The sequence below is a fragment of the Streptomyces sp. NPDC055815 genome (assembly GCF_053616475.1).
The window spans coordinates 1-17,404 of record NZ_JBSHDU010000029.1 but is presented as its reverse complement, the minus strand read 5'-3'; the positions used below and the strand labels follow the sequence as shown (position 1 = coordinate 17,404).

The window sequence follows — 17,404 nt, the reverse complement described above, 5'->3', positions numbered from 1 at the left end:
CTGCCCTCCCGGCCGCGCACCGGGCCCGGCTCAGAACTACGCTCCGAGGCCGGCCCGCGGCCCCGGTCCTGGTCCCGGTCTCGGCCCCGGTCCCGGTCTCGAACGTCGTCCACCACGTCACTTCTCCTTCTGCAGTACGGAGAGCGCGGCGATCAGCTCCGCCTGCGGCTCGGGGGTGACGTCGAGGGCGTCGAGGGGCGCGAGGCGGCGGTCGCGCTCGGCGTGCAGGACGCGGTCGACGTACGAGAGGACGAGTTCGCCGCCCTTGTCGCGCAGCCGCAGGGCGGCCTGGGCGCCGAGGAGTTCGGCGAGGCGTTCGCCGGCGGCGCGGGCGCGGCGGCCGCCGAGGAGGGAGGCGGCGAGGAGCGCGGCGACGGTGTCGGGCTCGGGGACGGCGGTGCGGGAGCCCGAGGGGCGCTCGACGTTCCGTACTTCCTCCTCGGCGAGCTCTTCGAGGACGCGGCGCCAGCGGCGTACCTCCACGCCGATGCGTTCGACGGTCTCCCGGTCGCCGCCGGTACGGAGCGGGCCGAGGGCCTCGGAGGCGGGTTCGCGGCGCCAGGTGTCCCGGACGCGCTCCTCGGCGGCGGAGACCGCGCAGTGCAGGAGGGCGGCGAGGGACTCGGTGAGGGCGTCCAGGAGCTCGTCGGCGGTGCTGTCGCGGGGGTAGCCGCGCCAGCGGGTGCGGGCGTCGCCGGCGAGGACGGCGCCACGGCCGAGCTCCTTGCGCACCCGCTTGCCCTGCTCGCCGTACGCGGCTTCGACGACGCCGCCGAGGCGGACGGCGGTGGCGTACTGGGCGGCGACGGCGCCGGCCAGCTCGGGCAGCCGGGCGTCGAGGGAGTCGATGACGCCGGAGGCGGTGCGGTCGGCGGCCTGCTGGCGGGCGGCGGGGTCCTCGGCGCGGTGGGCGAGCCAGCCGCGCAGGGCGGCGACGGCGCTGTCGGGCAGGAGTCCGCTGCCGACGCCGGCGGACTCGGGCAGCTCGGGGATGGTGAAGCGGGGGACGTCGCCGAGGCCGGCCTTGTCGAGCAGGGCCTCGTACTGCCGGGAGACCTCGCCGATGACCTGGTGGGGGACGCGGTCGAGGACGGTGACGAGGGTGGCGTCGTACTCCTTGGCGGTACGGAGCAGGTGCCAGGGCACGGCGTCGGCGTACCGCGAGGCGGTGGTGACCATCACCCAGATGTCGGCGGCGCAGATCAACTCGGCGGCGAGGAGCCGGTTCTCGACGACGAGGGAGTCGATGTCGGGGGCGTCGAGGAGGGCGAGCCCGCGGGGCAGGGAGGCGGCGGTCTCGACGCGGAGCGCGTTCTCCTCGGGGGCGGGCTCGTCGACGGGGTGGTCCTCGTCGGCCTGGGGCAGCCAGACGCGGGTGAGCTGCGGGAGGACGCGCATGCCGGCGAACCAGTGGTGGTCCTCGGGGTGGCAGACGAGCACGGGGGTACGGGTGGTGGGCCTGAGCACCCCGGACTCGCTGACGCGGCGCCCGACAAGGGAGTTGACGAGGGTGGACTTCCCGGCCCCGGTGGATCCGCCGACGACGGCGAGGAGCGGGGCGTCGGGGTCCTTCAGCCGGGGCACCAGGTAGTCGTCGAGCTGGGCGAGCAACTCGGCCCGGGTCTGGCGGGCGCGGGGCGTGTCGGGGAGGGGCAGTGGGAGACGCACGGCGGCGACTCGGTCGCGCAGGGCGGAGAGTGCGTCGATCAGCTGAGGCCGTTCGTCCAAGGTCACCACATGCGAAGAATGCCCAATTTATGAGTGTTTTTGAAGCCTATTGCGACCCTGCGCGCCGAAGAGAAGGGTGGCGACCGGAAGGTCGGGCATAACGAGTGCACAACACCCGCCGCGAGCGGCGCGAAAAGCGCTGCGCGAATCGCACCTGCCTGCGATTATCGGTTCGCTTCACCGAACCTCCACATCGTGCCACGCAGGTGAAGCAACCGGGTCAAGGCGATCGGAGCCCTATCCTTGTCCCCGGCAGGCACACCCCACCCACCAGGGGCTCCTGGCCACACGGCCACCACCCGGCCCCCGTAGCTCAGTGGATAGAGCAGGTGCCTTCTAAGCACTTGGCCGCAGGTTCGAGTCCTGCCGGGGGCGCAACACCGGGACCCTCCTTCGGGAGGGTCCTTTTTGCTGGTCAGGGGCGGTTTCGGTTGAACGGCGGAGGTGCCGGACGCACCCCTTGACGGGGTCGAGGCGCGTCTGGCGATATCCGGCTGATTCCGGCTTTCTGCGGGTGGCTGCGGTGAATACGCGGTGGAGTTTTCAGACCCCCGCCGAGGCGGGGCCCGGGAGCCCCCCGCCTTCTCGATCCGGCGCTTCAGGTCGTCGAGCTGCCCGTCGGTGCACCGGGCGTACGTGGTCAGGAGCACGTGCACGCTGTTGCCCGCCCACTCGACCACGGTCGCGGCCGGGACGCCGGCGTTGAGCCAGTTCGTCAGGCACGTGCGCCGGAGGTCGTACACGCGGCGACCGAGCGGGGTCCCGAATTCGTACGAAGTGAGCACGCGTCAGAGCAGGACGGCAGGGAACCGTGCGCGTGTCGTCGGCGGCCCGCCCCTTGAGCCCGCGCTGCTCGCGGACCTCGCCCGTGCTCGTCCACTGCTTGCCGACCTCGCCCTCGCGGTCGGCGCCGAACTCGCCATCAGCCACCCCACCGGCCACGGCAGCACCACCCGCAGCCTGCTCCTCTTCGGCGGCCCGATCCTCTACATCGTCACCCAAGCCTGGTGGTACCACGCCTCCACCGGACAAGCCTGGGGCACCCGCCTCCTCGCCCGCCTGGCCCTGGCCCTCGCCGGCGCCGTCACCCTCCGGCTCCCCCCGCTGGCCTCCGTCGTCATCCTGGACCTCCGTCCTCGTCGCCCCCGTCATCACCCTGCGGAAGGTGAACCACCAGGTCCTCACGGGAATGACCGCCGAAACGCGCACCTGAAGGGTGTTGCAGAAGGTCCGGCTGGGTCAGGCTGAAGTGGCGTCTGACCTGGTGTTTCACCGTCTCATGGCGAGGTTGTGCATGGCGGCGACGGCCTGGACGTCACGGTGGAGGCCGTCTCCTCGCTGGCGGCAGTCGCGAAGGATCTTCCAGTTCTTCATCCGGGCGAAGGTCTGCTCGACGCGGGCACGGACGCGTCGGTGTTCGCCGTTGTCCTCCTCCTGCCCGCGCAGGAGGGGGCGACCGGTTCTCTTGCGGTGCGGAACGATCAGGCCGGTGCCGAGGTAGGCGCCGTCCGCGATCACGGTCGTGCTCGCCGCCAGGGCGGGCAGGTCCGACTCGCGCCAGACATGTGCGTCGGCCTTGTTGCCCGGCCCCGGCCGGGCCGCCGCGATGACCAGGCGGGTGTCTGCGTCGATGATGACCTGCACATTCGCCGAGAACCGGTAGTTGCGGGACGAGGCTCCCACGGTCCGGTCGCGGACCGGGATCAGAGTGCCGTCCACGATCCACAACCGTTCGGTGTCCGCCACCGGCCGCGGAGCCCGCTCGAGAACCAGCAGCGGACGGAGTCGCTGGATGACCCGGCAGACCGTGGCCGGGGAGATCCCGAAGAGCGCGGCGAGCTGCCGCATGGTGAGGTTGGTGCGGTAGTAGACGGCCACCAGCAGGACCCGGTCGGGGCGGCAGGTCCAGGCGCGCCTCATGAACACGCAGGCCACCGAGGCGTCGTTCCCGGTCGTGTCGTCATGGTGAGCCGGGTGTGCCCTCCTGCCAGAACCGGGACAGGGACGACTCCTTGAACGGCTGGGAGCTGACGGTGAGGTCGCCCGCGAAGGGGCGGTCGAGGACCAGGACCAGGAGGAGGCTGAAGCCGATCAGGCCGGCGACGGTGGAGACGAAGAGGAACTGCATCTTCAGGCTGCGCAGGCCGTAGAGGAAGGTCAGCAGGATGATGACCACCGCCCCGCCGTAGACGAGGACCTGGAGCAGGACGGGCAGTTCGTTCGTGGCGATGTTGACCCGTTCCCGCCGCATGGCGGCCGCGTCGTTGAGCCGGTTGACGGCCTCCCCGTAGAACGCCTGGTCGCGTGGCGTGGGCGGGTCGTAGGCCTGCAGTGCTTCGTACAGGGCGCCGAGCTGTTCGGACGTGGCCGCGAAGCTCGGCCGGCCCTCGCGCATCTTCGGCCACTGCACCTCGACGACGGCGTGTACGTACGCGCCCACGGCCTCGTCCACCCGGGCGCGCTCCGCGGGCGGGAAGGACCGGGTGGCGCGGACGACCAGGGAGATGTCGGTGGCCTCCTGGGAGACCACCGTCTGGGTGTGGTCCAGCTGGGTCCACAGGGTGACGACCACGAACGCGAGGATGATCCCGTAGATCGCGCCGAACATGCCGAGGACGACGCCGACCATCTCGTTGTGCTCGCCCTCGGCCAGGCGGGGGAACCTACGGCGGGCGAGCGCGCTGCCCGCGACGGCCACGAGCACGATCGATCCGACCATCAGCAGGGCCAGGACGAACGTACTCAGGTGGTTGAGCATCCACAGCGCCACAAGGGGCCTCCCGGGACGTGAGTTGCCGAACGCCGACGGAACCTGCCCACAGGCTAGGCAGGGACGCGGCCGGGCCACGACCGCGTAGACCCGCCTGGCCCAGTTCGCGTCCGCCGGATCACCCGGGGCGGCCGGTTCGCCGCCCTTCAGCTGCCGGCCATAGCGTTCACCTTCATTCATTGCAATGAGGCGAGGTGGTTGCGTTGCATTAGCTGCTGGCCCATTGCAATGAAATCCCTGCCTTAACCTGCAGTTATTGGCTACTCGCGCAACATTGGCGTTGCCAGACTCGTGAATGCAACGTAGCTTTTCCTTCATCGGAAACAACGACTCCAAGGAGAAGCACCATGCAGACCTTCGCCACCACCGCCCCCGTCTCCGCCGTCCTCGACATCCCCGCCGGCCGCATCCGCTTCATCGCCGCCGACCGGAACGACGCCACCGTCGAGGTCCTGCCCGCCGACGCCTCCAAGAGCCGGGACGTGAAGGCCGCCGAGCAGACCGGGGTCTCCTTCTCGGACGGGGTGCTGCGGATCGCCGTCCCCCCGGCGAAGAACCAGTACTTCGGTCCCTCCGGGGCCGTCGAGGTCACCGTCCAGCTGCCCGCCGGGTCCCGGGTCGACGCGAAGGCGGCCGCCGCCGAGCTGCGCGGGGTCGGGCGGCTCGGCGACGTCACCTTCGAGGGCGCCCAGGCCACCGTCAAGCTCGACGAGACCGCGAGCGCCCGCCTCACCCTCCAGGCCGGCGACATCGCGGTCGGGCGCCTCGGCGGCGACGCCGAGATCCAGACCCGGAAGGGTGACCTCCGGATCGACGAGGCCATGCGCGGCACGGTCGTGCTGCGCACAGAGGCCGGTGAGATCAGCGTCGGCGCCGCCCGTGGCGTCTCCGCCTCCCTCGACGCCGGCACCGCCTACGGCCGCATCCGCAACTCCCTCCGGAACGCCGAAGGCGCCGGCGCCGGGCTCAGCATCCGCGCCACCACCTCCTACGGCGACATCACCGCGCGCAGCCTCTGAACCTCTCAGGGCGTTCGTGCAGAGATCCGTCCGACAGTGGGTACGGAGGGTCGTGTGATGTTCTTCGGAGAGCCGTCCCCGACCGTCGTCCGTGCCTGTGTACGGGACGGCCGGGGCGGCAGTCCCACGGTCGTCCTGGACGACGGGCCGTTCGGCGAGGACGAGCGGCGGCGCCTGCCGCGGGAGGCCGGCGCGTCCCACGCCGTCTTCGTCTCGCCCGGCCCCGAGGAGAACGGGCTTCCCCTCTTCTCCCTCCGGTTCTTCACCTCCGCCGGGGAGTTGCCCTCCTGCGGGCACGGGACGATCGCCGCCCTCGGGTACCTCGCCGCACGCGCCGGCACCGACTCCTCCCGGGTGTCCCTCCGGGTCGCGGGCCGCACCTTCCCCGCCTGGGCCGTACGGAGGGGGCCGTACGTCGAAGCCGGCTTCGCCTACGGGTCCGTGGAGCTGCGCGAGCCGGCCCCGGGCGAGTCCGAACTCGTCCTGCCCGCGCTCGGTATCCGCCCCGACGCCCTCGGGCCGGGGGTCCGGGTCGCCTCCGTCGGGCGACCCCGACTGCTCGTTCCGGTCGCCTCAGGCGCCGAACTCGCCGCCCTCGCCCCGGACATGGAGCGGCTTCGCGAGGCATGCGACCGCCTCGGACTCCTTGGCTGTTACGTGTACTCCGCGCCGTCGCCCTCGGGGCGGGCCTCCGCCCGTATGTTCGCCCCGTCGATCGGCGTCCCCGAGGACATCGCCAACGCCAACAGCACCGCCTGTCTCGCCGCCCACCTGGCCGGTCACGGTTTCCACCGCATCGCCGTCGACATGGGGGACTCCCTCGGCAGCCCCGCCACCATCCGGGCCGGGGTGTCCGACGCGGGGGTGCTGCAGCTGGGCGGGGACGTCGTCGTCACGCGTCCCTCTCCGTAGGGCCTTCCGTAGCGCCTTCCGTCTCCTCCGCCCATCGTTCGCTCCAGGCCTCCAAGGGGGCCAGCGCCTTGACGAGTTCCGCCCCCAGGGGGGTGAGCCGGTACTCGTCGTCCCGGCGGGCGAGCAGACGGGCCTCCGTCAGTTCGTCCAGGCGGGTGCTGAGCACGCTGGACGACATCCGCTCGCAGCGGCGCTGGAGTTCACGGAAGCCGGCCGGCGCCTGGCTCAGCTCCCACAGGACGCGCAGGGCCCAGCGGCGTCCCAGCAGGTCGAGTGCGGCCATGACCGGACGGCCCGAGGCCGATCCCCGTACCGGACGGCCGGGGCGTGGTGTCGATCCCGTCCCCATGCCTCTCCCCCTCCTTGCGCTTCGTTTTCAGAAGCAGCATAGTGGCGCTTCTGAAAACGAAGCAGGAGGTGTCGCCCATGCCGCGCATCGAACCGCTCGTCCCCCCGTACTCCCCCGCCGTCGACCAGGCCCTCCGCCGCTGGATGCCGCCCGGCGTCCCCCACGAACCGCTCCTGCTCTTCCGGGTCCTCCACCGCAGCCCCGAGCTCGCCTCCCGCATGTTCGCGCTGGGTGCCGGGCTCCTCGGCCACGGGCTGCTGCCGGCCGCCGACCGTGAGCTCGTCATCGCCCGCGTCACCGCCCGCAGCGGCTGCGCGTACGAGTGGGGCGTCCACGCCGCGACCCTCGCCCCGCGGGCCGGGCTCGGCCCCGAGCTGCTCCGGGCCACCGCCGCCACGGACCCGACCCCCCTGGTGTCCGAGCGCCAGGCCGCGCTCCTCGCCGCCGTCGACGAGCTGCACGACACCGCCCGCCTCTCCGAGTCCGCCTGGACCGCCCTGCGCGGCCACTACGAGGACGAGCAGCTCCTCGAACTCCTCGTCCTGGCCGGCTGGTACCGGACCATCAGCTACCTCGCCAACGGGCTGCTCCTGGAGGAGGAGACCTGGGCGGCACCCTTCCCCGGGAGCTGATCCGGCGCGACCGCGTGCAGGGACCCCAGCAGGTGCCGCAGGGCCGGGCCCGGCGGGCCCGGTCGTACGGCCAGCGAGGTGGCGACCGTGAGGCCGGCGAGCGGGCGCACCGCGACCCGGGGGACCGTCGGCAGTCCGCGCACCTCGTAGAAGAGGGTCCACGAGGGCTCCGGGGCCGTGCCGATCTCGGTCAGCGTGGCCTGGAGGTCGGTGAACTCCGGGCCTTGGACCAGCTGGAGCCCGGCCGCCCGGAACGCCCCGGTGACCAGGGCGTGGAAGGGCGGATTCGCCTCCCGGGGCGCGAGCCGCAGCGGGAGCCGGGCCAGTTGCTCTAGGCGCGGCTCCGGTGCGGCGGAGAGGGGGTGGTGCTCGGGCAGGGCGGCGTACAGCGGGTCGCTCCACAGCGGGAGCAGTGCGAGTCCGGGAGCGGCCCCCGGCTCGTCCGGCAGCGCCCGTACGAGAGCCGCGTCGAGCTCTCCGGTGCGTACGGCCTCCAGTCGGCGGGCGACCGGCAGCCGGTGCAGGCGCACCTGCAACCGGGGTGCCGCGGAGGCGAGTTCGGCGAGGACGCGGTTGACGCGGTCTCCCGGGCCGTGGATGCCGCCCAGGCGGAGCACTCCGTCGGCGCCGGCCGCGATGTCGGCGGCCACGCGCGCGGTGTGGTCGGCTGCCACGAGGACGGCGCGGGCCTCGGGGAGCAGCCGCTCGCCGGCGCCGGAGAGCCGCACGTGCCGGGTGGTGCGCTCGAAGAGCTCGACGCCCCAGGCGCGTTCGAGCCGGCGGATCTGCTGGCTGACCGCCGACTGCACGATGCCGAGCCGCTCGGCGGCCCGGCCGAAACCGCCCTCCTCGGCGACGGCCACGAAGTAGCGCAGCTGCCGCAGCTCCATCACGGCCCCCCTTGGTCTGTCATTCATCACGAACGGTGATCTCTGTCGTCCTCAACCGCCTGTGGTACGGGCTCGCTTCCCCGGATCGAATGGATGCCGACTCCCGAGAAGGAAGGACCGACGATGTCCGAGATCCAGAAGGCGCTGGTCGTGCACGCCGAGGAGGCCGAGCGGATCGGCCTCCCCCACGGCGGCGGGTTCCGCCTGCTCGCCGACGGCCGCGACACCGGCGGCGCGCTCGGGGCCAACCGGCTCTCGCTCGGGGAGGGCGCGGCCGGGGCCCGTTCGCACTTCCACGCGCTGTCGACCGAGCTGTTCTACGTACTGGACGGGGTCATGCGGTTCACCCTGGACGGCGTGACGTCGACCGTGGCCGCCGGCGGCCTGGTCTCCGTGCCGCCCGGGATGCCGCACTCCTTCGGCGCGGCCCCCGGCTCGGCGGCGGAGCTGCTCGTGGTCCTGACCCCGGGCGTCGACCGCTTCGGCTACTTCCGGGCGCTCGGGCGCATCCAGCACGGCCTGGGGACCTTCGGCGAGCTGCTGCCCGCGTCCGAACAGGACCGCTACGACGTGCACTTCCTGTGAGGCGTACGGGTCAGGGGGTTCGGGAGCGGGATCCACGCGTCACGGTCCACTCCCCGCAGGCGCATCAGGGTGAGCGCCTTGACCCGGAGTTCCGGGGCGAAGAGGGCCGCGCGGTCGGCCCGGTTCTCGGGAGTGGCGGGAAGGGCGTCGTACGCCCGGTCGGCGGCCGCCGCGACGAGCGACCAGAGGTGGGTCCCGGTCGCCCGGTCGCGGTCGGCGAGGGCGGAGACGAGGGTGCCGAAGGTCGTACCGAAGAGGTGGCCGAAAAGCATCGTGCGGAGGAGGTCCGGGTCGTCGTCGATCACCTTCCCGCCGACGGGCGCGGCGTCGAAACCGTGCCGGGCGAGGCGGCTCGGGCTCAGCCGCACGTCGGCGAGGTCCCGGTAGACGAGCCGGCGGGGGCGGGCGTGCGCGTCAAGGACGACCAGGAGGTTCTGGCCGTGGGCGGCGGGCGCGACGCCCCGGCTCAGGAGGCGGACGAGGGGCGGGACGGCGAGGTCGGCGAAGGCGGCCAGCCAGTCGGCGTCGGACGCGCCGACGGAGTCCAAGAGGGTCCGGATCAGGGGCGGTCCGTCCCCGGCGGGGCGGGCGGCCAGCGCGGCCACCGGGAGGACCGTCTCCCCCTTGCGCGGGCGCGCCGCGGCGGCCGGTGACTCGCGGAGCAGGACGGCGAGGTCGGCGCTGGGCTTCCCGCGGACGAGCGCGGAGGCCCCGGCGAGGTTGCGGGTGATGCGCAGGCTGTCGGCGAGGTCGGCCACGACGCTCGCCAGGAGGGCCGAGAGCGGCGCGCTGTTCTCCACGCCGCTCGCCGAGATGTCGCGGATCGCGCTGGTCATCCGCGTGCTCAGCGCCGTCTTCAGGTGCGGGCCGCCGGCGAGCGGGGCGAGGGTCCGTACGCTCATCAGCGGCCGGGCGGGGATCGCTCCGGTGACGTACGGCTCGTGTCCGAGGCCTGGCAGGACGTGCGCGGTCTGCCAGGGGTGCACGGGCAGCAGCAGCCGGTCGCCGTCCCGCAGCCGGTCCGGCCACTCCCCCGCGACCCGGCACCGGTCGGCAGGCACGGCCACGAGGTCGAGGCGGACGACGGGGCGGTGCTCGGGCACGTACGCCAACTGCTCGGCGACGGAGAGGCCGGGGCGGCTGCGGCAGCAGGGGTGGTACGGGTGCCCGTCGACGACGCTCTGCTCGATGAAGGCGAGAGGGTCGACGGAGGCAAGAGGGTCGCCGGAGGCAAGAGAGTCGCCGGAGACGCGAGGGTCGCCGGAGACGCGAGGGGCGCCGGAGACGCGAGGGGCGCCGGAGGCAAGAGAGTCGCCCAGGAGTGACCCAGCGGCCGTTCCCCCCGCCCCCGCCCGCGACAGTGCCAGCGAGGCGACGCCGTGGGCGAGTTCCGCGACGAGGGGCTCGGCGCCCGGCAGACCGAGGGCGGCGAGGAGGGCGGCCGGGTGGTCGTGGGCGCGGCCGTCGAGCCGTACGGTCAGGTCCTCGCCGGGGACCACCAGGTCGTACGGGAGCCGGGGCGGCCCACTCAGGACCCGGCCGTCGGCGAGCTCCACGCGCCCGGTGTCCGCGTCGCGCGCCGCGACCCCGGGCAGCGGCTCGTGGAGCAGGGCACGCCAGAGCCGCCCGAGGACCGCCGCCCGGGCCGGGGCCCGCTCCCGCCGCCAGGCGGTGAGGAGCCGGGGAGCGACGTCCGCGAGCTCGGCGGCGAAGGCGGTCTCGGGACCGGAGGTCTCGTCGAGGCCGAGCCCCGCGCCGGGGGCGGAACCGAGGGCCGCCTCGGGGGCGCGGCCCGCGCCCGAGACCGCGCGCGGTTCGTCGCGGGCGCTCGTATCGTGATCCGGAGCGGAGTGCATGAAGGCTCACTACCCTGCGCAGGATGTCCGTACCGGTGGACGACCCGCCGGGGCACGGGTGGAAGGCGCTGTCGTGAGCGAAGCCAAGGGTCGGGCGGACGCCCTGTCGGCCACCGCCCTCCTCAACTGCCTGATCCGGGAGGTCGCCGAGACCGGGCCGCACCCTGGCGCCGACCACGTCGTCCACCGGCTCCCCGCGACCGGCCGGCTGCTGCGGGTGCGGGCCGGCCGCCGGCCCACCGAGCCCTGCGTCCGGACCGACGGCGGCTGGCTGCCGCTGACCTTCGACGCCCTCGTGGCGCTGACCGCCGACGAGCTCGGCCGCCGCACGGGCGTCACCAACAGGACCGTCCTCCGCGAGATGACCGACAGCCGGGACGTCGTCGCCGCGCTCCAGCACGCGCGCGCGTCGGCCCGTCCCCCGGAGGACCCGTATCTGCGGTCCGAGCAGGCGCTGCTCGCCGGGCACCGGTACCACCCCGCCCCCAAGGCCCGCGGCACCGGCGCTCCGGAGAGCTGGCTGCCCTACGCGCCGGAGGCGTACGCCCGCTTCCCGCTGGAGCTCCTCGGCGTCCGTGCGGACGTCGTCGCGGAGGACGGTGATCTGTCGCTCCTCGACCCGCTCCTGGCCGCGTCCCCCGACGGTTACGTCCCTCTTCCCGTCCACCCCTGGGAGCTCGATCTCCTGGGCGACCTGCCCGCCTTCCGGGACGGGCGGCTGCTCCGGCTCGGTCCCGGCGCCCCGCGCGCGGGGCACGCCGTCGCGACCTCCTCCGTGCGGACGGTGTACCTGCCGGAGATCGACACGTTCTGCAAGTTCAGCCTCGACGTGCAGATCACCAACGGAAACCGCCGCCTCGAGCTGCGCGACCTCCTCTGGCTGCGGACGGTCGGCGAACTCCTGGCGCCCGCCTTCGAGCCGCTCCCGACCGCGAGCTTCCTCGCCGACCGGGGCTATCGCACCGCCGACCTCGGCGGGCAGCACGCCTACGAGGGCCTCGCGGTGATCGCCCGGGAGGGTCTGCGGCCGCATCTGCTGCCCGGGGTGACCCCGCTGCTCGCGGCGGGCATCGGCGAGGGCTTCCCCGGCAACCCGCTCGACGGCCTCACCCCCGAGCGGGCGCTCCTGTGGTGGCGGCGCTACCTCGACCAGCTGGTGCCGCCGGTGCTGCACGCCTGGCGGGCGCACGGCCTGGTCGTGGAGTGCCACCTGCAGAACGTCCTGGTCGGCGTGGACGCCGACGGCCTTCCCGCGCAGGTGGTCTTCCGGGACCACGAGGGGATACGGATCGTCGCCGAGCGGCACCGCGCGCTCCTGGAGCGGTACGCGTCCCGCGGGCCCGCACCGGTCCTGGACGCCGCGCACGGCTGGGAGCGGCTCGTGTACTGCCTGGTGACGAACAACCTCTCGGAGATCGCCGGCGCCCTCACCGACCGCCACCCGGAGCTCGCGGGCGAGCTGTGGCCCCGGGCGCGGGCGGTGTTCGGCGGGTACGCGGCGGAGCACGGCGGCCCGGCGGAGATCACCGGGCTGCTCGGCTCGCCCCACGTGCCCGCCAAGACCAACCTGCTCCTGCGCTGGCTCGACGTGGACGGCGCCGACGCCCGCTACGTACCCATGGCCAATCCGCTGAGGACGGCCGTCAGCGGACCGGGTGGTCCAGCCTGACCCGTACGAGGGTGGTCTCCACGCCGCTGTCGACGAGCCGGCCGTCCGCGTCGAAGGCCGCCGGGCCGTCCGTCATCCCGAAGTCGTTGTCGTTCAGGAGGACGAGGGTCGAGGAGCCTTCGACGGCGACGCCCTCGATCTTGCCGGGGACGCCCTCGACGGTGTTGAGGTCGATCACGAGCCGCTTGTCGAGCACCGGCACCTCGGCGGCCGCCGCGTCGTCGAGCTGCTCCAGGGTGGGTCCGGCCGCCGTGTCCCAGGTCGAGCCGAGGATGTCGGAGCCTCGGCGGAGGCGGACCTCGTAGAGGCGGGCGGCCTTGTCGGTGCGCTCCTGCACGAGGAGCCGGTCGCCGCCGACGGCGACGAGCGCGGAGAGCTTCAGCTCGGAGGTCTTCGTCTGGCCGGGCTCGACGACGTCGACGGCGTCGAAGCGGTAGGCGTACTCGGCGGTGACGCGGTTCTCGCGGGGCGAGAAGCGCAGCAGCCGGGTGGTGCGGGAGTTCTCCCCGGAGACCTTGTCGGGGTTGAGGAGGGGGCTCTGCAGGCCGAGGACGAGGTCGCCGTCGGGGAGCAGCGCGAGGCCCTCGAAGCCGCGGTTGGTCTTGCGCTGGAGGAAGATCGCCGGGAGCGACTCGACGACCGGGTAGTCGGTGCCGGTCAGGTGGAGCCCCTGGGGGACGTGGCGGGCGAGGACCCGGCCCTTCGCGGAGACGTGCACGAGCGAGGGCCCGTACTCGTCGACCAGCCAGAAGCTGCCGTCCCGGTCCCGGACGAGGCCCTCGGTGTCCAGGCCGTTCGGGTTGTACGGGAGCGGGGTGGAGGCGTCGTAGGTGTACGGGGCCTCGTCGCGGCCCGGCTGGTTCGGCAGGCCCGTGACGGGAGCGCCGGAGGCGGTGGTGAGCGGGAGGGACTTCAGGACCTGGATCCGGTCGCCGACGGTGCGGATCTTCACGATGGCCGGGTCGAAGCCGGGCACGGGGAAGGTGCGCCGCTTGTCCTTGCCGACGGCTATCTGGCCGTTGGGGCCGCGGTCGGTGACGGTCCAGTACTCGCCGCGCCGGCCGGCCGGGGAGAGGTCGCTGCCGATGCCGCCGAGGTCGACGCCCCGGTCGTCGGCGACGCTGCCCGGCAGCAGGCCGTTGCTGAAGGCGGCCAGCGGGATGTCGGGGAGGGTCGAGGTGGAGACGACCCGGGCGTCGGGGTCGCCGTGGTGCGCCGGCGTGGCGTCGGCCGTCCCCACGACCACCGAGCACGCGAGCGCGGCGGACAGCGGCAGGACGACGAGGGCGGGCCGGCGCAGGAGGCGCGGATTCATCTGAACTCCCTGGATGACATGGAAAGTCGCCGGTGAGGGCGGCCTCATGGTCCAGTCCTTCGCGCAACACGGGGCGACGTGTCCGCGACGGCACGGGGAGTCCTCGGTGAACGCGCGCCTCCGCGCACACCCGGCTCAGTAACGGTCGAGGATGAGCTGGGTCTTGAGGATGTCGCCGTGGTACAGCCAGCCGTTGGCCTCGGCGACGGCGATGGCGTCCGCGTGCAGGTCGGCCGCGTCGGCGTACGAGTCGGTCTTGAAGGACAGTTCGACGACGTACTCCGTGCCCGTCCCGCCCGCGCCGACGACCGGCAGCACCTCGATGCTCGCGTCGTCGGAGGGGCCCCAGGTGCCCCCGTACACCTTGGCGGTGACCGGTCCGTGGGCGCGGGAGGCCTGGAGGGTGGTCTTGCCCCAGCCGGTGCTGTTCCAGTTCTCCAGCTTGCCGGGGATGTCGTTGACGAGCCAGGTGCGGCCGGTGGTGCTCGTCGGCATGGCGGTGCCCGAGTAGCCGCTGGAGCTGTGGGACTTCTCGTTGGAGAAGCTGAGGGTCTGCTTGGCGTAGCCCCAGTCGACCTCGGCGTCGTAGTTGGTGTCGCCGCTGTCGAAGCCGGCGGCGTTGGCCGTGGTGAGGGCGGCGTCGATGTCGCCGTTCGTCACCGGGAAGCGCTTCTTGTACGTCTCCTCGAACGACGAACCGCTCTTGTGGCGCAGGCGGACGCTCCAGCCCTGGGCGTCGAGGGCGAGCGCGTCGGTGTCGTAGTAGCTGTACGAGCGGGCCTTGGCCGAACCGGTGATGCCGAAGGCCGACCTGACCGCCGTGCTCGGGGCGAAGCTCGCGTCGAGCGCCGCCGCGGTGAGGTTGATCTTCACCTCGTACGTCGGGACGGCGTTGGCCGCGGCGTACGCCGGCGAGGTCGGGGCGAGCAGTGCGGCGGCGACGGCGAGGGCGACGGCGGAACCGACGGCGGCCGGGCGCGTGGCCCGAGGCAGGAAGGTCATGCGCCGATGGTCACGAGCGCGGGTGAGGACCGCGTGACCCGCGGACGTGGGCCGGGTGAACCGGCGGCGTCGGGAAACCCGGGTGAACCGGCGGCGTCGGGAATCCGGGTGAACCGGCGGCGTCCGTGGACCGGACCCCCGTTACGTCACGTACTTCCCCTCGGGCCGCTGATGGGCGCCGGGGACCTCGTTGCCGTCGGCGTCCGTGACCGTGGCGAAGAAGGACGTGGCCCAGACCGTGATGCGCCCCGGCTCGTGCGCGGTCTCGAAGGGGTGGTCGTCCCAGCGCCCGTACGAGGTCACCCTGACGGCCTCCCCGGGGCGCAGCCAGTAGTCCTGCCCGAAGGGCTCCAGCCACAGTTCGAGGAGTTCGTCGCCGTCGTTCTGCACCAGGAGGGGGACGGGGTTCCCCATCTGCTGAATCGCCTCGTGGCCGAAGTCCCCGGCGTTCGGCATGTTCTCGACGAGCGCGGCGGTGAACCGCGCGGCCGGGGTGGGCTGCTGGGCCTGGTGCCGCTTGCTCCGTCTCCACATGACCACGATTGTCCCCCTGCTCCTCGGCGGGCTCCCGACCCGCGACAGGAGGCTCCCTCCCCCGTCCTCCGGGCGGGGAGGCAGAATCGCGCCATGGTCATCACCGCGCGCGCCCTCAACCGCTCCACCCTCCACCGGCAGTTGCTCCTGGAGCGGGCGCCGGTCGGCGTCGCGGACGCGGTGCGGCGGGTGGTGGGCCTCCAGGCGCAGCATCCCGGCTCGCCGTACGTGGCCCTGTGGAACAGGGTCGCCGGCTTCGACCCGGACCGTCTCGACGGGGCCGTGAGCGGCTTCGAGTTGGTCAGGTCGACGCTGATGCGGCTCACGCTGCACCTGGTGCACGCCGAGGACTACCGGGCCTTCCGGGAGGGCATGGAGCCGACGCTGCGCGGTTCGCGGCTGCACGATCCCCGGTTCACGAAGGCGGGGTTCACGGCGGCCGACGCCGACGCGCTGCTGCCGGGCCTCCTGGCGTACGCCGGGAGCACGCGGACCGGGGCCGAGCTGAAGGAGCACATCGAGGCCGGCCGGGGCGGACCCGTGGAGAACGTCGTCTGGCGGATGGTCCGGCAGTACGCCCCGCTGTGGCACGCGCCGACCGGTCCGCCGTGGTCGTTCGGCACCGCGCAGGCCTTCGTCACGGCGAGCGAACTGCCGGTGCTCCGCGACCCGGAGGCGTCCGCCGCCGGCCTGACGGCCCTGCTCCGGCGCTATCTGGAGGGCTTCGGGCCCGCGTCCGTACCGGACATGGCGCAGTTCACGACGGCCCCGCGCGGCCTGATACGGGCGGCGGTGAAGGCACTGGAGGGCGAGCTCGACCGCCTGGAGGGGCCCGACGGGACCGTCCTTTACGACGTACCGGGAGCGGAGCGGCCCGACGAGGACGTCCCGGCGCCGCCCCGGCTGATGGCGATGTGGGACAGCGTCCTGCTGGCCTACGCGGACCGCAGCCGGGTCATCCCGCCCGAGTACCGCAAGCACGTCATCCGCGTGAACGGCGACACGCTCCCGACGCTCCTGGTCGACGGGTACGTGGCCGGGGTCTGGCGGCCGGTCGAGCGCGGGATCGAGGCCTCGGCGTTCCACCCGCTCCCGGCCGGGGCGTGGGAGGCCCTCGCCGCCGAGGCCGAGTCGCTCGGGCGCCTGATCGCGGCCCGGGACCCGCACGTCTACCGCCGCTACGACCACTGGTGGGTCAAGGGGCTTCCGACGGTCGAGTCCCGGGTCCTGCCCTACTGACCCTTGGCCACTTCCTTGAGCGCGATGTTGAGTTCGAGGACGTTGACGCGGGGTTCGCCGATGAAGCCGAGGATGCGGTCGTCGGTGTGGTCGGCGACGAGCGCGTCGACCTGGGCGACGGTGAGGTGGTTCTTCTCCGCGACCCGGTGGACCTGGAGCCTGGCGTACTCCGGGGAGATGTGCGGGTCCAGGCCGGAGCCGGAGGAGGTGACGGCGTCGGCGGGGACGTCGGAGGGCTTCACCTGGTAGTCGCCGACCGAGTTGTCCTTGACGACGGCCGCCTTGGCGTCCGTGACCCACTTGATCAGGTCCGCGTTGTCGCCGGAGCGGTTGGTGGCGCCGGAGAGGATCAGCTTGTACTGGGTGTTGACGCTGTTGGCGCCCAGACCGTTGGAGGGGCGGGGCTGGAACCACTTCAGGTCCGCGCTCGGGGTCTCCTCGCCGTCCTTCAGCGGAAGGTTGTAGGTCTGGCCGATGAGCTCGGAGCCGACGACCTTGCCGCTCGCGTCCTTGACCTCGGAGCCGTTCGCCTGGCCCGGGAACGCCACCTGGGCGATGCCGGTGACGGCGAGCGGATAGAGCACGCCGGTGATCACGGTCAGGACGAGCAGGGCGCGCAGACCGGCCCAGAGCACGCGGCCCGTGTTTCCTACGGAGTTGTTCATCGTGGTCAGCCGATTCCGGGGATGAGGGAGAGGACGATGTCGATGATCTTGATGCCGATGAACGGGGCGATCAGGCCGCCCAGTCCGTACAGCCCGAGGTTGCGGCGGAGCATCGAGTCGGCGCTGGAGGGCCGGTAGCGCACTCCCTTGAGGGCGAGCGGCACCAGGGCCACGATGATCAGCGCGTTGAAGATGACGGCGGACAGGATCGCGGACTCGGGCGAGGCCAGGCCCATGAT

At 73.1% G+C, this 17,404-nt stretch carries 16 protein-coding genes, 1 tRNA gene and 2 pseudogenes; 8 read left to right on the top strand and 11 right to left on the bottom strand.

Annotated elements, in window-relative coordinates:
• Positions 1 to 117 precede the first annotated feature (117 nt).
• Positions 118 to 1,728, bottom strand: a complete 1,611-nt coding sequence (locus tag ACWGN5_RS19715) for a dynamin family protein (RefSeq protein WP_453516730.1) — start codon at positions 1,726 to 1,728, stop codon at positions 118 to 120.
• A gap of 302 nt (positions 1,729 to 2,030) precedes the next feature.
• Here ACWGN5_RS19715 and ACWGN5_RS19710 point away from each other — a divergent pair.
• Together ACWGN5_RS19710 and ACWGN5_RS19705 are read left to right on the top strand one after the other, a co-directional pair.
• Positions 2,031 to 2,103: transfer RNA gene (locus tag ACWGN5_RS19710), tRNA-Arg, on the top strand.
• 402 nt (positions 2,104 to 2,505) lie between these two features.
• Complete coding sequence (locus ACWGN5_RS19705; RefSeq protein ID WP_453516727.1) at positions 2,506 to 2,976, top strand: hypothetical protein; 471 nt, start codon at positions 2,506 to 2,508, stop codon at positions 2,974 to 2,976.
• Positions 2,977 to 2,997: 21 nt separating this feature from the next.
• Here the strand turns inward: ACWGN5_RS19705 and ACWGN5_RS19700 are convergent.
• Positions 2,998 to 3,621: pseudogene (locus ACWGN5_RS19700) on the bottom strand (transposase); the annotation flags it as partial.
• A gap of 67 nt (positions 3,622 to 3,688) precedes the next feature.
• On the bottom strand, positions 3,689 to 4,498 hold the full coding sequence (locus ACWGN5_RS19695; RefSeq protein ID WP_453516724.1) for a bestrophin-like domain: 810 nt from the start codon (positions 4,496 to 4,498) through the stop codon (positions 3,689 to 3,691).
• A gap of 347 nt (positions 4,499 to 4,845) precedes the next feature.
• On the opposite strand from ACWGN5_RS19695, the gene ACWGN5_RS19690 reads away from it, so the two are divergent.
• Both ACWGN5_RS19690 and ACWGN5_RS19685 read left to right on the top strand, forming a co-directional pair.
• Positions 4,846 to 5,517 carry a DUF4097 family beta strand repeat-containing protein gene (locus ACWGN5_RS19690; RefSeq protein WP_453516723.1) on the top strand — a complete coding sequence of 224 codons (672 nt, stop codon included), beginning with the start codon at positions 4,846 to 4,848 and terminating at the stop codon, positions 5,515 to 5,517.
• A 57-nt stretch (positions 5,518 to 5,574) separates the two neighbouring features.
• A complete protein-coding gene (locus ACWGN5_RS19685; protein WP_453516721.1) occupies positions 5,575 to 6,429 on the top strand; it encodes a PhzF family phenazine biosynthesis protein in 855 nt (284 codons plus the stop codon).
• Here ACWGN5_RS19685 and ACWGN5_RS19680 read toward each other — a convergent pair.
• On the bottom strand, positions 6,410 to 6,712 hold the full coding sequence (locus ACWGN5_RS19680) for a winged helix-turn-helix transcriptional regulator (RefSeq protein ID WP_453516719.1): 303 nt from the start codon (positions 6,710 to 6,712) through the stop codon (positions 6,410 to 6,412). The two genes, ACWGN5_RS19685 and ACWGN5_RS19680, sit on opposite strands and share 20 nt — an antisense overlap.
• Positions 6,713 to 6,855: 143 nt before the next feature.
• Here ACWGN5_RS19680 and ACWGN5_RS19675 point away from each other — a divergent pair, with 143 nt between their 5' ends.
• Positions 6,856 to 7,410 (top strand): carboxymuconolactone decarboxylase family protein, encoded by a 555-nt coding sequence (locus tag ACWGN5_RS19675; protein ID WP_453516716.1) that lies wholly within the window; start codon positions 6,856 to 6,858, stop codon positions 7,408 to 7,410.
• On the opposite strand, the gene ACWGN5_RS19670 is transcribed toward ACWGN5_RS19675, so the two are convergent.
• On the bottom strand, positions 7,347 to 8,300 hold the full coding sequence (locus ACWGN5_RS19670; protein ID WP_453516715.1) for a LysR family transcriptional regulator: 954 nt from the start codon (positions 8,298 to 8,300) through the stop codon (positions 7,347 to 7,349). The two genes, ACWGN5_RS19675 and ACWGN5_RS19670, sit on opposite strands and share 64 nt — an antisense overlap.
• 123 nt (positions 8,301 to 8,423) lie before the next feature.
• On the opposite strand from ACWGN5_RS19670, the gene ACWGN5_RS19665 reads away from it, so the two are divergent.
• The gene (locus ACWGN5_RS19665) at positions 8,424 to 8,885 is read left to right on the top strand and encodes a cupin domain-containing protein (protein ID WP_453516713.1); all 462 of its coding nucleotides are present in this window, start codon (positions 8,424 to 8,426) and stop codon (positions 8,883 to 8,885) included.
• On the opposite strand, the gene ACWGN5_RS19660 is transcribed toward ACWGN5_RS19665, so the two are convergent.
• On the bottom strand, positions 8,864 to 10,741 hold the full coding sequence (locus ACWGN5_RS19660; RefSeq protein WP_453516711.1) for an IucA/IucC family protein: 1,878 nt from the start codon (positions 10,739 to 10,741) through the stop codon (positions 8,864 to 8,866). The genes ACWGN5_RS19665 and ACWGN5_RS19660 overlap by 22 nt on opposite strands.
• A 73-nt stretch (positions 10,742 to 10,814) precedes the next feature.
• Here ACWGN5_RS19660 and ACWGN5_RS19655 point away from each other — a divergent pair, with 73 nt between their 5' ends.
• Positions 10,815 to 12,410 carry an IucA/IucC family protein gene (locus ACWGN5_RS19655; RefSeq protein ID WP_453516709.1) on the top strand — a complete coding sequence of 532 codons (1,596 nt, stop codon included), beginning with the start codon at positions 10,815 to 10,817 and terminating at the stop codon, positions 12,408 to 12,410.
• On the opposite strand, the gene ACWGN5_RS19650 is transcribed toward ACWGN5_RS19655, so the two are convergent.
• The 3 genes from ACWGN5_RS19650 to ACWGN5_RS19640 form a co-directional block, all read right to left on the bottom strand.
• Positions 12,385 to 13,725 (bottom strand): esterase-like activity of phytase family protein, encoded by a 1,341-nt coding sequence (locus tag ACWGN5_RS19650; protein ID WP_453516707.1) that lies wholly within the window; start codon positions 13,723 to 13,725, stop codon positions 12,385 to 12,387. The two genes, ACWGN5_RS19655 and ACWGN5_RS19650, sit on opposite strands and share 26 nt — an antisense overlap.
• A gap of 135 nt (positions 13,726 to 13,860) precedes the next feature.
• Complete coding sequence (locus ACWGN5_RS19645; protein ID WP_453516705.1) at positions 13,861 to 14,727, bottom strand: hypothetical protein; 867 nt, start codon at positions 14,725 to 14,727, stop codon at positions 13,861 to 13,863.
• 141 nt (positions 14,728 to 14,868) lie between these two features.
• Positions 14,869 to 15,261: a hypothetical protein gene (locus tag ACWGN5_RS19640; protein ID WP_453516703.1), complete on the bottom strand. Its 393-nt coding sequence runs from the start codon at positions 15,259 to 15,261 to the stop codon at positions 14,869 to 14,871.
• A gap of 93 nt (positions 15,262 to 15,354) precedes the next feature.
• On the opposite strand from ACWGN5_RS19640, the gene ACWGN5_RS19635 reads away from it, so the two are divergent.
• Positions 15,355 to 16,500 (top strand): winged helix DNA-binding domain-containing protein, encoded by a 1,146-nt coding sequence (locus ACWGN5_RS19635; RefSeq protein ID WP_453516701.1) that lies wholly within the window; start codon positions 15,355 to 15,357, stop codon positions 16,498 to 16,500.
• On the opposite strand, the gene ACWGN5_RS19630 is transcribed toward ACWGN5_RS19635, so the two are convergent.
• Both ACWGN5_RS19630 and ACWGN5_RS19625 read right to left on the bottom strand, forming a co-directional pair.
• On the bottom strand, positions 16,494 to 17,165 hold the full coding sequence (locus ACWGN5_RS19630) for a potassium-transporting ATPase subunit C (protein ID WP_453516699.1): 672 nt from the start codon (positions 17,163 to 17,165) through the stop codon (positions 16,494 to 16,496). The two genes, ACWGN5_RS19635 and ACWGN5_RS19630, sit on opposite strands and share 7 nt — an antisense overlap.
• A gap of 5 nt (positions 17,166 to 17,170) precedes the next feature.
• A pseudogene (locus ACWGN5_RS19625) lies at positions 17,171 to 17,404 on the bottom strand (potassium-transporting ATPase subunit B); the annotation flags it as partial.

What these genes read in the sequence shown, in the direction of transcription:
- ACWGN5_RS19690 (WP_453516723.1), top strand. Translation starts at nt 4,846, where the DNA reads ATGCAGACCTTCGCCACCACCGCCCCCGTCTCCGCCGTCCTCGACATC.
- ACWGN5_RS19685 (WP_453516721.1), top strand. Translation starts at nt 5,575, where the DNA reads ATGTTCTTCGGAGAGCCGTCCCCGACCGTCGTCCGTGCCTGTGTACGG.
- ACWGN5_RS19680 (WP_453516719.1), bottom strand. Translation starts at nt 6,712, where the DNA reads ATGGCCGCACTCGACCTGCTGGGACGCCGCTGGGCCCTGCGCGTCCTG.
- ACWGN5_RS19675 (WP_453516716.1), top strand. Translation starts at nt 6,856, where the DNA reads ATGCCGCGCATCGAACCGCTCGTCCCCCCGTACTCCCCCGCCGTCGAC.
- ACWGN5_RS19670 (WP_453516715.1), bottom strand. Translation starts at nt 8,300, where the DNA reads ATGGAGCTGCGGCAGCTGCGCTACTTCGTGGCCGTCGCCGAGGAGGGC.
- ACWGN5_RS19665 (WP_453516713.1), top strand. Translation starts at nt 8,424, where the DNA reads ATGTCCGAGATCCAGAAGGCGCTGGTCGTGCACGCCGAGGAGGCCGAG.
- ACWGN5_RS19660 (WP_453516711.1), bottom strand. Translation starts at nt 10,741, where the DNA reads ATGCACTCCGCTCCGGATCACGATACGAGCGCCCGCGACGAACCGCGC.
- ACWGN5_RS19650 (WP_453516707.1), bottom strand. Translation starts at nt 13,725, where the DNA reads ATGAATCCGCGCCTCCTGCGCCGGCCCGCCCTCGTCGTCCTGCCGCTG.
- ACWGN5_RS19645 (WP_453516705.1), bottom strand. Translation starts at nt 14,727, where the DNA reads ATGACCTTCCTGCCTCGGGCCACGCGCCCGGCCGCCGTCGGTTCCGCC.
- ACWGN5_RS19640 (WP_453516703.1), bottom strand. Translation starts at nt 15,261, where the DNA reads ATGTGGAGACGGAGCAAGCGGCACCAGGCCCAGCAGCCCACCCCGGCC.
- ACWGN5_RS19635 (WP_453516701.1), top strand. Translation starts at nt 15,355, where the DNA reads ATGGTCATCACCGCGCGCGCCCTCAACCGCTCCACCCTCCACCGGCAG.
- ACWGN5_RS19630 (WP_453516699.1), bottom strand. Translation starts at nt 17,165, where the DNA reads ATGAACAACTCCGTAGGAAACACGGGCCGCGTGCTCTGGGCCGGTCTG.